This is a genomic window from Candidatus Solirubrobacter pratensis, from assembly GCF_000425945.1.
Lineage (GTDB): Bacteria > Actinomycetota > Thermoleophilia > Solirubrobacterales > Solirubrobacteraceae > Solirubrobacter > Solirubrobacter pratensis.
In genome coordinates this window covers 517,956-532,801 of the sequence record NZ_AUEK01000007.1, presented here as the reverse complement: position 1 = coordinate 532,801, position 14,846 = coordinate 517,956, and the positions used below count along the sequence as shown (strand labels likewise).

Here is a 14,846-nt window from a genome sequence, read left to right as displayed (position 1 = left end):
GCAGCGCTGCGTTCAACCAATGCCACAAGGTGCCGATCACGGGGAGAGTGTTGACGCGACGCACAGAGACGACGGTCGTGGCGGCCGCGCTGCTGTGCGCCGGCGTGGCCGGCGCCGCGGCTTCCAGTCGCGCGAGCGATTGGCACCCCATCCCGCTCGTCGTGTTGCTGATCGTGCTGGCACATGGCAGCGAGCTGATGACGCTCGACATGCGGGGCGTACGGATGTCAGGCTCGTTCTTGGCGTTCGTTCTCGCGATGGCCTTGCTTGGCCCTGCGCCCGCCGTCGCCATCAGTCTCAGCTGCGCGGTCGTCGATGCCGTGCTCACCCGCCGCTCGCTCGACCGGGCGCTGCTCAACTTCGCGATGTACGCGACGTATCCCCTTCTGGGTGGTCTCGCGATCGTCGCCATTGCGGGCGCTGCGCCCCCGGATGGTGATGCCGCGTTCGGATTCTCAGCGCTTGTGCTGATCGTGTTCATGTTCGCCAACGCGCTGAATTTCGGCATGACGGCAGTCCTAGGCGCGTTCGCTTACAGCATGCGGTGGCGCGATCTGTTTCGCGCGTTCGTGCTCTCGTTGCCATCCGCCTCCGCCACGGCGCTGCTGACCGCAGCCGTGGCGTTCTCGTACAGCCGTATCGGGCTCGCATCGATTGCGCTGGCTGCGGTCGTGCTGTTCGTGTTCTTGAACATCCTGCGGACCAGCGTTCAGGCCCAGGAACGCGGCGAAGAGCTCGAACAGCGCACGAAGGAGCTCGCATCGCTGCAGGTCGGACTCCTGACGACGGTGCTACAGACGCTTTCAATGCGGGACGCGATGACGGCGCGCCATTCGGCCGCCGTCGCGCGCTATTCGCGCGAGGTGGCGCGCATGCTCGGGCTCTCCGAGCGCGAGCAGGACCTGATCCACACGGCGGCGCTGCTGCATGACATCGGAAAGTTCATCCTGCCCGACTCGGTGCTGTTCGCCGATCGCAAGCTGACCAGCGAGGAATGGGAGCTGATCAAGCTGCACCCCGAGCAGGGCGCGATGCTCGTCGACCGGATCGAGGGCTACGGGCCTGTCGCAGAGATCATCATGCACCACCACGAGCGCTTCTCGGGCGGCGGCTACCCCGCCGGGATCGCGGGGGAGGCGATTCCCATGGGCTCTCGCATCATCTCCGCCGCGGACACCTATGACGTGATGACCTCGCGTGATTCCTACCGGCGGCCGGTCAGCTCCGAGGCCGCGCTGGCCGAGTTGCGGCGTGTCGCCGGCACCCAACTGGACCCGATCGTCGTCGAAGTCTTCGAGCGGATGATCCTCGAGGGCCGCGTGAAGTTCAGCCACGACGATGAGGCCGACTTCGAGTCCGAGCTGGCGTTCGAGCGCCGCGTCGCCGAATACGCCCGTCCGCGCGTTGCGGCGTAGACGTTCGTCCGATACTGACGCGCGGCTGCTCTGCCGTTAACGAGAACGAGCGCCCGAGGCGCTCGCTCCATCAGAGATCCAGAGGGCTTAGAACTTCCAGCTCATTGTCCTCGTCCTTTCTTCCCCGCTCAGCGCGGCAACGCCTCTGCGGAATCGACCGTCCTTGACTGACCGAGGCACAGGTTGCCGAGCACCGGCAAAGTCTCGGTAAAGCGAACCCTCCTTCTTTCAGAGTGTCACTAGACGGACAAACGGACGGTCGGAGCTCCGCATCCTTCAAGTCGAGCGGGGTCGCTGCCGAGTACCGGGGTGGTTTGCGACGAGCTCGCTTCATCCTGCTCGTGGAAGTGCTGGCGCTGACCGCCGGCGCGGCGCTGGCGGTCGTGTCGTCGCGGGCTGCGGACTGGCGGCCCGGCTACCTCGTCGTGCTGCTGCTGATCCTGGCGATCGGCAGCGAGGCGATGACGATCGAGCTGCGGCGCGTGCGCATGTCGGGCTCGTTCCTCGCGCTCGTGCTCGCGATGGCGCTGCTGGGGCCCGCTCCCGCCGCCGCGATCGGCGCGACGTCGGTGCTCGTCGACGACCTCGCGCGCCGGCGCCCGCTGCGCGACGCGCTGTGGAACGCGATGACGTTCGTCGCCTTCCCGTTGATCGGCGGCTGGATCATCCGGGTCGCCACGGCCGGCAGCGCGTTCGGCGACGAGCAGGCGCTCGGGTTCGCGGCGCTCGTCGGGCTCGTCTACATGCTGATGAACGCGACCAACTTCGCCTCGGTCGCGCTGTACCTCAAGACCGTCCGCGGGATCAACTTCCGCGAGTCGTGGCAGACGGTCTACGTGACCGTGCTCCCGTTCGAGTTCGCGACCGCGCTGCTGACCTCGGCGGTCGCGTTCAGCTACAGCCGCATCGGCGTCGGCGCCGTCGGACTGCTCGCGGTCGTCCTGTTCGTCTTCCAGTACCTCATCCGCGCCGGCGTGGAGGCGTATGAGCGCGGGATCGAGCTGACGCGGCGGACCAAGGAGCTCGCCTCGCTGCAGGTTGGCGTGCTCTCCACGGTGCTGCAGACGCTGTCGATGCGGGACGCGATGACCGCGCGCCACTCGGCCGCCGTTGCTCGCTATTCGCGGGAGGTGGCGCGCATGCTCGGCCTGCCCGAGCGCGAGCAGGAGCTCATCCACACGGCGGCGTTGCTGCACGACATCGGCAAGTTCATCCTGCCCGACTCCGTGCTGTTCGCCGATCGCAAGCTCACCGACGACGAGTGGCAGCTGATCAAGCTGCACCCCGAGCAGGGCGCCAAGCTCGTCGAACGGATCGAGGGCTACGGCCCCGTCGCGGAGATCGTGATGTACCACCACGAGCGGTTCTCGGGCGGCGGATACCCGGCGGGGATCTCCGGCGAGGCGATCCCGCTCGGTTCGCGGATCATCTCCGCCGCCGACACCTACGACGTGATGACCTCGCGCGACTCCTACCGGCGCCCGGTCAGCTCCGAGGCCGCGCTGGCCGAGCTGCGCCGGGTCTCCGGCACCCAGCTCGACCCGCTCGTCGTCGAGACGTTCGAGCGCGTGATCCTCGAGCGCCGCGTCAAGTTCTCGCACTCCGACGCCGCCGACTTCGAGTCCGAGCTGGCGTTCGAGCGCCGCGTCGCAGACTACGCGCGCCCGCGCGTCGCCGCCTAGCGCACCTTCATCGCCAGCAGCGCGAGATCGTCGCGCGGCGGCTCGCCCCGCAGCGCCTCCTGCGCCAGGCGCTCGACGATCTCCTGCGCCGAGCCCCCGCGCCTCGCGGCGACCGCCGCGTCGAGCTGCGCGGGCGTCCAGACCCGCCGCGGCGAGCCCGCCTCGGTGAGGCCGTCGGTGTAGAGCACGAGCGCGTCGCCGCCGGCCAGCCGCACGGAGCGCTCCTCGAGCCGGATCTCGGGCAGGGCGCCGAGCAGCGTGCCGGGCACCCCGACCTCCTCCACCGAACCCGTCCCGCGCAGGATGCGCGGCGTCGGGTGGCCGCCGCAGGAGACCGTCGCCGTCACGCCGTCCCCGTCGAGGTCGAAGCGCACGCAGGCGATCGTCGCGAAGCGGATCGCGCCGGTGCGCTGGCGCAGCATCGCGTCGTTGAGCCAGTGCAGCATCCGCGCCGGCGAGCGGTGCTGCACGACCGCCGCCCGCAGCGTGTAGCGGGCCAGCGCGGTCACGGCGGCCGCCTCGGCGCCCTTGCCGCAGACGTCGCCGATCACCGCGAACCACTGCGAGGCGCCGGTCGAGAACACGTCGTAGAAGTCGCCGCCGACCTCGTAGCCCTCACCCGCCGCGCGGTAGAGCGCCGCGCTCTCCAGCGCCCCGATCTCCGGCAGCACGGGCGGCAGCAGCGAGGCCTGCAGCGTCTGCGCGATCGCCGAGCGCGTGCGGTAGAGCCGCGCCGTGTCGACGACCGCGCCGGCGTGCAGCCCGAGCTGCTCGGCGAGCGCCAGCTCCTGCGGCCCGAACGCCCGCCGAGAGCCGGTCAGCGCGATCGCGCCGACGATCCGCGCCGGCGCACGCATCGGCACGACGATCGCGTCGTCGCGGAGGTGGGGGAGGCCGGTGCGGACGACCTCGTGGATGCGCGCCGCGAGCGCGGCGTCGGCCGACGGCGCCGGCTCGGCCGCGAGCCGCTGCAGCTCACGCTCGCCGAGCACGTGCAGCTCGCACCCGTCGGCGATCTCCGGCACCGCCAGCCGTGCGACCGCCGGGAGCGTCTCCTCGAGCTCGAGCGAGGCGCCCAGCGCCCGCGCGCTGTCGGCGAGGAAGCGCTGCGCGCGCTCGGCCTGCTTGAGCTCGGTGATGTCCTCGATCACCGTGATCGCGAGCCGCGCCTCGCCCTGCTCGTCGAGCACCGGGCTCGCCTTCACGCGCGCCCAGCGGTCGTCCTCGTAGCGCACCACCAGCGGCCGCGGGCGCTCGCCCGCCAGCGCGCGGCGGCCCGGCAGGCGCTCGGCCGCGACCGCGACGCCGTCCTCGTCGGCCAGCTGCAGACGCCGCGGATCGGGTGGCGCGCCGAGCAGCCGCACGGCGGTCGCGTTGGCGTAGACGACGGCACCGCTCGCGTCCTCCGCGAAGATCGCCTCCGAGACGCCCTCCAGCACGGCGCGCTGCTCGGCCTCGCTCTTGCGCATCAGCTCGTGCAGCTCGAGGTTCTCCAGCGAGGCGGCGGCCTGCGCCGCGAGCCGCTCGAGCAGCTCGCGCTCGTCCGCGTCGAACGGCCGCGCGGCGCGCTCGACGGTGAGCCGTTCGCGCTGGCCCGGCAGCGGGACCGAGAGCGCGCCGTCCGCGGCCGGCTCCTCCTCGCTCAGCCGCGCGCGATCGGCCTGCAGCGCGCCGACCGTGGCGGTCACGAGCAGGCGCTCGAGCTCGGAGCGGTCCAGGCGCGACGCGACCGCCTCGCCGATGCGCCCGTAGGCGTGCTGCAGCTCGCCGGCCGAGCGCCGGTACGCGCGCCCCAGCTCCAGCTCGCGCTCGATCCGCGTCGCGCGCTCGTGCCCGATCGCCGCCAGCAGGACCGCAGGGCCGAGCACGAGGACGAACGCTGCTGGATGGCCGTCCGAGGCGAGCACGACGAGCACGCCCACCGGCGTCAGCAGCGCGTCGACGACGTGGATCAGCCCCATCACGGGCGCGAGCCGGCCCGGCGGGATTCCCGCCCCGAACCACTCGCGCGCGCTCGAGACGGCGAAGTCGGTCGCGAACTGGGCGGCGAGCGCGAGGACGACGACGCCCCACGAGCGGTCGGGGGCGAACAGCGCGATGACGACGGCGGGCCCGACCGAGTACCAGCTGTCGGCGAGCGCGACCAGCGCGCGCTCGGGATGCGCGCGCCGCGCCGCGATCGCTCGCAGCTCGCCGATCAGCTCGCCGACGGCGACCAACGCGGGGACGGCGAGCGGCGGCGCCAGGAACAGCAGCGGGATGAACGCGAGCTGCGTCGGCCCGACCAGCCCGGGGCCGAGCTGCAGCCTGATCTCCCCGAGCGTGGCGTAGGTCGCGACCAGCCCGGCGATCGTCAGCGCGCTCGGCCATGGGTCGTCCGAGCGCGCGAGCAGCAGCCCCGCAACGAGCACGAACAGCACCGCGGCGGCGGACTCCGTCCTCCGCTCCCGCGGCTCGAGGCGCCGCGCAACTCCCGGCTCGCGCCGCTCGAGCAGCCGGTCGGCCGTGTCGATCGCGGCGCGCGCCCACCCCCGTCCTGCGCGCTGCATGCGCGCACACCCTACTTGCATAGACTCGCGCGCCATGGCGCGCGTCAGCGACACCCTGCGAGTCCCGCCGGGAGCGCTCGACCTGCGCGGCATCGACGCCCGGTCCACGCCCGGCTTCAAGGGCGGCAAGGGCAAGGCGCAGGCCGCGATGGCCGCGCACGCCGAGAGGCTCTCGACGCTGCAGGAGCAGCTCTACGCCGAGGGGCGCCTGGGCGGGACGCGCAGCGTGCTGCTCGTGCTGCAGGGGATGGACACGTCCGGCAAGGGCGGGACGGTCCGCCACGTCGTCGGCCTGCTGGACCCGGCGGGCGTGCACGCCGCCGCGTTCGGGCCGCCGACCCCGGAGGAGCGCCGGCACGACTTCCTGTGGCGGATCCGCAAGCGGGTGCCGCGGCCCGGCCAGGTCGGCGTGTTCGACCGTTCCCACTACGAGGACGTCGTCACCGTGCGCGTGCTCGGGCTCGCCGAGCGCCGCACGTGGATGCGCCGCTACGACGCGATCAACCGGTTCGAGGCCGAGCTCGCCGCGGGCGGGACGCGGATCGTCAAGTGCTTCCTGCACATCTCGCCCGGAGAGCAGCGCAAGCGCCTGCTCGCGCGCCTGGACGACCCGACCAAGCACTGGAAGTTCGACCCGGCCGACCTCGACGCCCGCGAGCGCTGGGACGAGTACCTGGACGCCTACGAGGACGCGCTCGAGCGCTGCACGAGCGAGGTCGCGCCATGGCACGTCGTCCCCGCGGATCGCAAGTGGTACCGCAACTGGGCCGTCACGGCGCTGCTGATCGAGCACCTGGAGGAGCTGGCGCTGCGCTGGCCTGAGCCGGACCTCGACATCGAAGCCCAGCGCCGCCGGCTGCTGGCGATGCCTTAGCTTTCGGGACGCTGGACGGACGTCGGATACAGGGCGGAGCTCCAGCGGCCGTTAACGAGCACGAGCGCCTTGGAGGCGCTCGCTCGCAACTGCGGCTCGGGGTTCCACAGACCTCGGAGCCCATGTTCCCACCTTCCTCCCTCTCGTCGCGCGGCAACGCGGCTCGAGGGTTCGACCGTCCTGCTGACCGGGGCTGCATTGTGGGTCCTGGACGCACTGTTCTGAACCGGACATGCGTCCAGGAGCATGCGGCCGGCGCTCGGCGCGGCCGATCACCAGGAGAGAGATGTCCAGGTTCCGCACGATCGCCTGCACCATGGTCGCCGCGCTGTGCGCGCTCGGCCTCTCCGTCGGCGCCGCCCTCGCCGAGGGCCAGAGCGCCCAGACGCGCCTGGACAAGAACGGCAGGCCCGTTCCCACGGGCGTCTGCTTCCTGCACAAGGTCCTCTAGGTTCGCGGCCGTCAACGGCGAACGGGCGGCCCGCCGGGCCGCCCGTCACCGACGAACCGGCCAGAGCGCCTACGCGAGCGCCTTGGCGACGGCCTCGAGCACGCGGTCGGCCTGGAACGGCTTGACGACGAAGTCCTTCGCGCCGAGCTTGATCGACTCGAGCACCTTGGACTCCTGCCCGAGCGCGGAGCACATGATCACGCGCGCGCCCGGGTCGAGCTGCACGATCTCCTTGAGGGCGGAGAGGCCGTCCTTCTCGGGCATCGTGATGTCCAGGGTCGTCAGCTCCGGCTTGAGCTCGTGGAAGCGCGCGATCGCCTCCTGGCCGTTGCCCGCCTCGCCCACCACCTCGTGGCCGCCCTGGGTCAGCACGTCGCTGACCATCTTGCGCATGAAAGCGGCATCGTCGACTACCAGGATTCGGGCCATCGGGCCACCTCCATTCCGGATTCCATATGTGCGTTGGGGTTGTCGAGCACGTGATCGATGCGCACGGCCCAGTCGGTTCCATCGACCACCACCAGACGACCGGTGGCGAACTTGGAGCCGTTGACGTACAGGTCGATCGGCTCATCCGCCTGGCGATCCAGCTCGACCACCGCCCCCGGGGGGAGGCCGACCAGCTGAGCCGAAGGCATCCGCGCGCGCCCGAGCTCGGCCCAGACACGTACGGGGATCCCCGCAAGCGACGGCGACGAGGCCAGCGCGCGCGAGGAAGTGGCGCTGCCCGCCGGAGCGGGCCCATCGTTGAGGACCTCCGAGCCCAGCTCGTCGAGCGCGCTCGACATGCGGATCACGAAGGCATTGGGGATCAGCTGGACGAGCCTGGCCGGCTCGCCGCAGATCGAGAAGGAGGTGTGCACCGCGTGGGGGGTGCTCGCGTACGCGCCGGCGAAGTCGTCGGAGGACGTGAACGTCTTCGTCTGGGGCGTGCCGATCTCGACCTCGGTGCCGAGCACCGACGAGGTCGCGCCGGCGGCCATCGCCATCATCTGGTTCATGGCCTCCGAGACGGCGGACTCCTCGAGCTCGGAGAGCTCGGGCGCGTCCGGATCCTCCGGCTGCTCCATGCCCATCATCGCGGCGGCCAGCTTCTTGGCGCCGTCGTGGGTGATGATGAACACGTTGCCGCCGGTGACGCCGTCGATGTAGGAGACCGACATCGCGACGGCCGGCACGCGCAGGCCGTTGAACGCCGCCTTGGCGTCCGCGGCGACGGTGGGATCGCCGACCGTCACCTTGCCGGGCGCGAACATCTCGAGCACGCCGACGCACGCCTCCGCGGTCGAGCTGCCGAGCCGCTGCAGCGCATCACCCGCGCTCATACGTACCACCCCCGGGAGTTTCGCCCTCTGGGCGAACACTCCAAGCGAAACGAGGCCGCAGGCCGAGGCTTCGCCCTCATCGCACGGCTCCCGTCACCTGGACCGCGCGGCGGCTGCCGTTGCGGCCGGGCTTTGCGGTCTTGACCGGCACCTTGTCCGCGAACAGCGTCACGCCGCCGGAGGCCGGCGCGTTGAGCCGCAGCAGGTCACCCTCGCGCAGCGCGAGCACGGCTTCGATCGGCATCTCGACGGCCGCCACCTCGGCGCGCAGCGTCATCTCGACGTTGCCCACGGCGCGGCGGACCGAGTTGCGATCGCCCTCGTTCTGGACGCCCCTGGTCTGCTCGCGCGCGCCCAAGGAGTCGGCCACCGGCGCGATCGCCGACCACGGGATCAGCAGCGCGAGCGTGGCGGACGTGCCCTGCAGGCGCGCCTCCATCATCAGCGACAGCGTCGGCTCGGAGACCGAGACCATCTGCGCCGTCTCCATGTGCGAGTCGACGCTGTCGAGCCTGAGCTCGAGCCCGGCGACGTCGGTCCAGATCATCGTCAGCTGGCCGAGCAGGCGCTCGAAGAAGTGCTTGCCGAGCGCGAGGTCGATGTCGGTCATGCGGCGCTCCTTGAAGCCGCCGTTGATCGATCCGCCGAGGAGCAGCTCGATCGCTCCCAGCACGAGGCTGCTCTCGGCGACCAGCAGCATGCGCGTGTCGATCGGCTGCGCCTCGAAGATCGCGGCCAGCGAATTCGACGGCACCTGCGTATGCGCGTTGGCCCACGTCAGCTGCGTGCTCGTGAGCAGCTCGAGCTCGAGCGGCACCCGCAGCTCCGCCGACAGGCGCGTCGAGGCGGTGCGGCAGAAGGCCTCGAGCGTGCGGCGCAGCCGGCGCTCCTGATCGGCCGTGAACTTCGTCGGGCGCGTGAAGTCGACCGCGCGCATCCGGCGGCGCCGCTGCGGCGCCGGGGTCTCGTCCGACAGCCGGCCGTCGCGCGCGGCGTCGACCAGCGCGGCGATCGCGTCAGGGCTCAGGACCTGGCCGCTCATGCGCCCACCAGCGCGCCTTGGGGCGTCATGACGTTCGCTTCCTTTCCGCCGGCTTCGCGCACGCTGATGCGCATGTCGTCGAGGTGCACGCGGATCGTCCGCCCGCGGTTGCCACCGGTCTCCGCCGCGATCACCGGGATGCGCTGCGCCTCGAGCTGCTCGCGCACCGCGGCTTCGTTGCGCTGGCCGACCTCGAGCGTGCCCGAGCTGACCGCGAACATGCTCGCGCCCCCGACCAGCACGGCCTCGAGCTTCTGCTTGCGGCCGCCGAGGCGGACGACGCGGTGGATCAGCTCCGGCACCGCGAAGTCGGCGAACTTCATCCGGTTCTGGCCGGCGGAGTGCCCCTCCGACGCGGGCAGGACGACGTGGGCGAGACCGGCCACGCCGGTCCGCCGGTCGACGAGCGCGAGCCCGATGCACGAGCCGAGGCCGAGCGCCACGAGCACGTCCGCGGAACCGGCTGAAGCTGCCAACTCGCCCATCCTGACCATCGTCTCCGCCATCACCTACAGACCCAGGCGCGCGAGGAGCTGCTCCACGCCACCCTGGTCCGGGACGAGCAGGAACGAGACCGAGCAGTCCTCGCCCTCGACGACGAGGTCGGAGTCCAGCAGCAGCGCGACGTCGCCGGCGGCGGCGCGCGTAGCCAGCACCGACTCGACGATGGCGGCGAGCATGTCGGTCGCGATCGACGGCGGGGTCGGCTCGATCGACATGCCGGTCATGCCGGCCAGCGCGTTGATGTAGGAGGTGCCGACGATGTTGCCGATCTCCAGCAGCGCGGACTCGCCGAGCTCCGAGTCGGCGGGGACGCCGAGCATGCCGCACATCAGCGCCGCGTGGCGCGGGCTGACGAGCAGCAGGACCGTCGCCTCCATGTCGCCGAGGACCCCGAGCACGATGCCCGTGACGTCGTCCTCGGCGTTGCCGATCGTGCCCACGGCCTCCGGCATCGGCAGCACGATGGCGTTCGGCACCGAGATGTCGACGCTGCGGCCGAGCATGCTCGAGAGCGCCGTGCTCGCCGTGCCGGAGCCGATGTTGGCCAGCTCGCGCAGCGCGTCGAGTTGGAGATCGCTGTACTGGGTGCTCACGGAGGTCCTTTCTCTCAGTCTCAGACCGGCAGGGGGACGTCGGCGACGGCGTCGCAGTCGACGATGAGGGCGATCTGGCCGTCGGACAGGACGGCGGCGCCGGACAGCGCGGCGCCTTCGGCGACCTCTGGGGGCAGCGGACGGGTGACGAGCTCGTGCTGGCCGACGAGCTTCGTGACGACGATCGCGAGCCGCTCGTTGCCGCCACGCACGACGACCGCGTAGTCGGCCGGCGGCGTCTCCGGGCCGCCGAAGCGGACGGAGGCGTCCACAATCGGCAGCACGCCATCGGAGAGGACGAGCATGCGCCGGCCGGCGACCGAGCGGACAGCCTGGTCGGACAGCCGCACGGTGCGCTCGATGCGGTCCAGCGGGATCGCGAACGGGCGCCCGTCGGCCTCGACGATCAGCGCGGCCATGATCGCGAGCGTGAGCGGGAGGCGGATCTGCGCGCAGGTGCCGGCGCCCTTCTCGGAGGTCATGACGACCTCGCCGCCGAGGTCGCGGATCGTCGCGCGGACCGCGTCCATGCCGACGCCGCGGCCGGAGATGTCGCTCGTCGTCTCAGCTGTGGAAAACCCCGCGCTGAACAGGAGGTCGATCGCCGCCCGGGTGTCGATCGAGTCGATCTGCTCCGCGGCGATCAGGCCCTTCTCGGCGGCCTTCTTGGCCACCTTGGCCGGGTCGACGCCGCGGCCGTCGTCCTTGACCTCGATCACGACGTTGCCGCCGGCGTGGCGCGCGGAGATCTCGAGGATGCCGGTCTCGGGCTTGCCCGCCGCCTTGCGCTCCTGCACGCGCTCGAGGCCGTGGTCGAGCGAGTTGCGGACCAGATGCACGAGCGGATCGCCGAGTGCGTCGACCACGGTGCGGTCGAGCTCGGTGTCCTTGCCGACGAGCTGCAGCTCGACATGCTTGCCGAGCTTCTGCGAGAGATCGCGGACCAGGCGGGGGAAGCGCATGAACACGGCCTCGACGGGGATCATCCGGACCTGCATGACCATCGACTGCAGCGCGTGCGACGTGCGCGTCAGGCTCTGCATCGCCTGCGAGAGCCCCGGCACGTCGGCGCGGGCGGCGAGCGCCTCGACCTGGGTGCGGTGCAGGACGAGCTCGCCCATGTAGTGCATCAGCTGGTCGAGCCGCTCGGAGTCGACGCGGACGGTCGAGGAGCCCTTGTGACCACCGCTGCGCTTCTCCGCCGGAGCGGCCTTCGCGGCGTCCGGGGTCGCGGCGACGGGCGTCGCGGCGTCCCCGATGTTCTCGTCGCCGGTCTCGACCGCCGCGTCGGCGATCGCCTCGAAGACCTGCACGTCGTCGACGTCGGGCACCGCGCCCGCCGCCTCGGCGAGCTCTGAGTCGGTGCGCTCGGACACGACCCAGGCGTCGATCTCGCGGCCCTTGAAGGTGTCGACGTCGTCGGGCGCGGGGATGCACGCCAGCGTCTCGCCCATGGTGGCGATCGCCGAGAGCAGCATGTAGGCGCGCACCGACGGCATCTGCACGTCCTCGCGCAGGCTCGCGGAGATCTGCACGACCCGGCGGCCGTCGGCGAGCTCGGAGAGGTTGTCCGGCCGCTCGGCGCCGCGGGGCAGGCCGGCCGGCTCCTCGGGCGCCTCGTCGGCGTCGCGGATGAGCCCCTTCAGACGAGCGATCAGCGGCTCGGGCTCGATCTCCTCTGCGCCGGTCGCGTCGATCGCGTCGACGGCGGCCGAGAGCGCGTCCAGGCACTGGAGCAGGCAGTCGATCGCCTCGCGCGAGAGGCCGCCCCGGCGCCGGCGCAACAGCTCGAAGACGTCCTCCATCTCGTGCGTGAGCGCGGCCATCCCGGCGAAGCCCATGGTCGCGCTCATGCCCTTCAGGGAATGGGCGATGCGGAAGATCTCGTCGACCGTCTCCTGGTCGTCGGGGGTCTCCTCGATGCGGACGACGGCGAGGTTGAGCTCCTGGAGGTGCTCGCGGCCTTCGGCCAGGAACATCGGGAGGTACTCGGAGGTCTCCATCAGCTCTTCCGGTAGATGAAGTGGAACGGGGAGGTGAGGCCGAGCCCGCGTGGGTCGGCGACACGCTCGGAGGTGCCGACGAGGAGGTAGCCGCCGGGGGTGAGCGCCTTGACCAGGCGCTGGTGCAGCGCGTCCCGCACCGCTTCGGTGAAGTAGATGACCGTGTTGCGGCAGAAGACCACGTCGTACCGTTCGGCCGGAACGGGCATGCGCAGGAGGTCGCCGGTCTCGAAGCGAACCATTCGCTGCAGCTCGGGTGTGGCCACCCAGCCGCCCTCCGGGCGGGGGGAGAAGTGCCGCTCGAGCATCCGGGGCGGCGCGGTGCGCGCGTCCTCGGGCGTGAACACGCCGGTGCGGGCGCGGGCGACCATGCGCTTGTCGAGGTCGGTCCCCTGGATCTCGACGCGCACATGCGGCACCGTCTCGCGGCACACGGCGGCGATCGTGTAGGCCTCGGCGCCGTAGGAGGAGCCGGCGCTCCAGATCCTGATGCGGCCCTTGGGCGCCAGCTCGGGCAGGATCGAGCGTCGCAGCGCCTCGAACTGGTCCTCGTGGCGCCACAGGTGCGAGACGTTGATCGTCACGCGGTCGAGGAACGCGTCGAGCTCCTCGGGCTCCGTGCGCAGGCGCTTGCCGTACTCGCCGAGGTCCGGCGTGCCGCGGCGCTGGGTCCAGGTGCGCACGCGGCGCTCCATCTGGGCGCGCTTGTACTGCGCGAGGTCGACGCCGCAGAGCGTGCGGACGAGCTCGCACAGCGCGGCGAAGTCGTCGGCCTTCAGGCCGGCGGAAAAGCCGGCGGAGGGCGTGGCGGCCCGCGGCGGCGCGGATATGCGGGCGGGGAGCGTCACGCCGCGGCCTCGCGCGCGATCGCGGCGGGCAGCTCGTCGAGCGGCAGCACCTCGTCGGCCAGGCCGGCCTCGGCGACCGCGCGCGGCATGCCGTAGACGACGCACGTCGACTCGGCCTCGACGAGCACGCGACCGCCGGCGGCCTTGACCGCCTTGGCTCCGTCGAGCCCGTCCTTGCCCATCCCGGTCAGCACGACCAGCAGCAGCGAGGGGCCGTAGATGCGCGCCGCGTCGAGGATCGTGAGGTCGGCGCGCGGGCGCAGGCCGCCCATCGGCGCCGCGTCGGAGAGCCGCACGCGCTTGTCGTCGCCCAGGCGCAGGTGCGCGCCGCCGGGCGCGAGGAGAAGGTGGCGCGGGTCGAGCGCCTCGCCGCCCGTCGCCTCGGCGACCTTCAGGCGCGAGGCGGAGTCCAGGCGCGCGGCCAGCGAGGCGGTGAAGCCGGCCGGCATGTGCTGGACGATCAGCGCGCCGATGCCGAGCGGCGACGGCAGCTTCGGGATCAGCTCGCCGAGCGCCTTGGGGCCGCCGGTCGAGGAGGCGATCAGCACGAGCTTGCGCGCGCCGGCGCGGAGGCGGCCCGGCGCGGCGGCGGCGCGCGGCGGGACCGGCGTGGACACGTGCGGGCGCACGGCCCGGCGCAGCGACGCGCGCCGGCGGGCGCGGCCGCTCTCGGTCGCCGCGCCGACCTTGCGCGCGAGCTCGTGGGTGAAGGAATCCATCGACTCGCCCAGCGCGGGCTTGGCGACGAGGTCGAACGCGCCCTCGGCCAGCGCGTCGACCGCGCGGGCGCCATGGGCGGGAGAGAACGCGGACACCACCACGACCGGCAACGCCTCGGCCTTGCCCTCGCGCAGGGCGCGCAGCACGCCGATCCCGTCCATGCCGGGCATGGCGAGGTCGAGCGTGAGGGCGTCGGGCCGGTGCGCACGGCACGCCTCCAGCGCCTGATCGCCGTCGGCCGCGGTGGCGACGACGTCGAAGCCCTGGCGGCCGAGCGCATCCGACAGGATCCGGCGCATCAGGCGCGAGTCGTCGGCGACGACGATCCGCTGCCGTGGGGTGGTGGCGGCCACGGCGGCCTAGGCGGCGGCGAGATCGTCGGTGCGCGCCCCGGCGAACAGGCCCTCGGGGTTGAGCAGGATCACGAGCCGGTCGCCGATCTTGGCGATCGCGTCGATCGTCTCGCCGTCGGCCGTCGGGACGTCCTCCAGCTGGTCGGTCGTGACGGTCAGGACCTCCTCGACGTCGCCCACGACGACGCCGGCCTGGCCGGTGCCCGTCTCGACGATCACGATCTTGCCCGACTCGGACTCCGTCGCCCTCAGGCCCATCCGGGAGGCGAGATCGAAGATCGGGATGATCTTGCCGCGCAGGCCGATGACGCCGCGGATCCACGGCACCTCGGACGCGACCGTGCGCGGCTCGGTGAAGCGGATGATCTCGTGAACCGCCCCGATCGGGAGCGCGTACTCCTCGCTTCCCAGCGAGAACACCACGAGCTGCTGTGAGGTGATGTCGGACATGTCCCCCCTCTCATCGGCGGGACCGTCCCCAGCATTA

General features: G+C 72.0%; 14 protein-coding genes. 4 read left to right on the top strand and 10 right to left on the bottom strand.

Features of this window, described 5'->3' with window-relative positions:
* Positions 1-77 precede the first annotated feature (77 nt).
* Positions 78-1,415: an HD-GYP domain-containing protein gene (locus H958_RS43095; RefSeq protein WP_051324039.1), complete on the top strand. Its 1,338-nt coding sequence runs from the start codon at positions 78-80 to the stop codon at positions 1,413-1,415.
* A 314-nt stretch (positions 1,416-1,729) separates the two neighbouring features.
* Entirely contained in the window at positions 1,730-3,097 is a 1,368-nt protein-coding gene (locus H958_RS43090; protein ID WP_156027866.1) for an HD-GYP domain-containing protein, read from the top strand.
* Here H958_RS43090 and H958_RS43085 read toward each other — a convergent pair.
* The gene (locus H958_RS43085; protein WP_028058564.1) at positions 3,094-5,646 is read right to left on the bottom strand and encodes a SpoIIE family protein phosphatase; all 2,553 of its coding nucleotides are present in this window, start codon (positions 5,644-5,646) and stop codon (positions 3,094-3,096) included. The genes H958_RS43090 and H958_RS43085 overlap by 4 nt on opposite strands.
* A gap of 34 nt (positions 5,647-5,680) precedes the next feature.
* Here H958_RS43085 and H958_RS0109930 point away from each other — a divergent pair, with 34 nt between their 5' ends.
* Positions 5,681-6,520 (top strand): PPK2 family polyphosphate kinase, encoded by an 840-nt coding sequence (locus H958_RS0109930; RefSeq protein ID WP_028058563.1) that lies wholly within the window; start codon positions 5,681-5,683, stop codon positions 6,518-6,520.
* Between the two features lie 286 nt (positions 6,521-6,806).
* Entirely contained in the window at positions 6,807-6,971 is a 165-nt protein-coding gene (locus H958_RS46145; RefSeq protein ID WP_156027865.1) for a hypothetical protein, read from the top strand.
* Between the two features lie 69 nt (positions 6,972-7,040).
* Here H958_RS46145 and H958_RS0109920 read toward each other — a convergent pair whose 3' ends face one another.
* The 9 genes from H958_RS0109920 to H958_RS36160 form a co-directional block, all read right to left on the bottom strand.
* A complete protein-coding gene (locus H958_RS0109920; protein ID WP_028058562.1) occupies positions 7,041-7,400 on the bottom strand; it encodes a response regulator in 360 nt (119 codons plus the stop codon).
* Entirely contained in the window at positions 7,382-8,296 is a 915-nt protein-coding gene (locus H958_RS0109915) for a FliM/FliN family flagellar motor switch protein (RefSeq protein ID WP_028058561.1), read from the bottom strand. The genes H958_RS0109920 and H958_RS0109915 overlap by 19 nt, the downstream gene beginning before the upstream one ends.
* Before the next feature lie 76 nt (positions 8,297-8,372).
* On the bottom strand, positions 8,373-9,338 hold the full coding sequence (locus H958_RS0109910) for a flagellar motor switch protein FliM (protein WP_028058560.1): 966 nt from the start codon (positions 9,336-9,338) through the stop codon (positions 8,373-8,375).
* Positions 9,335-9,823: a chemotaxis protein CheD gene (locus tag H958_RS36170; protein ID WP_196807298.1), complete on the bottom strand. Its 489-nt coding sequence runs from the start codon at positions 9,821-9,823 to the stop codon at positions 9,335-9,337. The genes H958_RS0109910 and H958_RS36170 overlap by 4 nt, the downstream gene beginning before the upstream one ends.
* 24 nt (positions 9,824-9,847) lie before the next feature.
* On the bottom strand, positions 9,848-10,435 hold the full coding sequence (locus tag H958_RS0109900; protein ID WP_028058559.1) for a chemotaxis protein CheC: 588 nt from the start codon (positions 10,433-10,435) through the stop codon (positions 9,848-9,850).
* Between the two features lie 20 nt (positions 10,436-10,455).
* Complete coding sequence (locus H958_RS43080; RefSeq protein WP_028058558.1) at positions 10,456-12,438, bottom strand: chemotaxis protein CheA; 1,983 nt, start codon at positions 12,436-12,438, stop codon at positions 10,456-10,458.
* Complete coding sequence (locus H958_RS0109890; protein WP_051324036.1) at positions 12,438-13,286, bottom strand: CheR family methyltransferase; 849 nt, start codon at positions 13,284-13,286, stop codon at positions 12,438-12,440. The genes H958_RS43080 and H958_RS0109890 overlap by 1 nt, the downstream gene beginning before the upstream one ends.
* On the bottom strand, positions 13,283-14,359 hold the full coding sequence (gene cheB, locus H958_RS0109885) for a chemotaxis-specific protein-glutamate methyltransferase CheB (protein WP_028058556.1): 1,077 nt from the start codon (positions 14,357-14,359) through the stop codon (positions 13,283-13,285). Before cheB ends, H958_RS0109890 begins: the two co-directional genes overlap by 4 nt.
* Before the next feature lie 6 nt (positions 14,360-14,365).
* Entirely contained in the window at positions 14,366-14,809 is a 444-nt protein-coding gene (locus tag H958_RS36160; RefSeq protein WP_051324035.1) for a chemotaxis protein CheW, read from the bottom strand.
* Positions 14,810-14,846 lie beyond the last annotated feature (37 nt).

Coding starts and splice junctions, on each gene's coding strand:
- H958_RS43085 (WP_028058564.1), bottom strand. CDS start 5,646: ATGCAGCGCGCAGGACGGGGGTGGGCGCGCGCCGCGATCGACACGGCC.
- H958_RS0109930 (WP_028058563.1), top strand. CDS start 5,681: ATGGCGCGCGTCAGCGACACCCTGCGAGTCCCGCCGGGAGCGCTCGAC.
- H958_RS46145 (WP_156027865.1), top strand. CDS start 6,807: ATGTCCAGGTTCCGCACGATCGCCTGCACCATGGTCGCCGCGCTGTGC.
- H958_RS0109920 (WP_028058562.1), bottom strand. CDS start 7,400: ATGGCCCGAATCCTGGTAGTCGACGATGCCGCTTTCATGCGCAAGATG.
- H958_RS0109915 (WP_028058561.1), bottom strand. CDS start 8,296: ATGAGCGCGGGTGATGCGCTGCAGCGGCTCGGCAGCTCGACCGCGGAG.
- H958_RS0109910 (WP_028058560.1), bottom strand. CDS start 9,338: ATGAGCGGCCAGGTCCTGAGCCCTGACGCGATCGCCGCGCTGGTCGAC.
- H958_RS36170 (WP_196807298.1), bottom strand. CDS start 9,823: ATGGGCGAGTTGGCAGCTTCAGCCGGTTCCGCGGACGTGCTCGTGGCG.
- H958_RS43080 (WP_028058558.1), bottom strand. CDS start 12,438: ATGGAGACCTCCGAGTACCTCCCGATGTTCCTGGCCGAAGGCCGCGAG.
- H958_RS36160 (WP_051324035.1), bottom strand. CDS start 14,809: ATGTCCGACATCACCTCACAGCAGCTCGTGGTGTTCTCGCTGGGAAGC.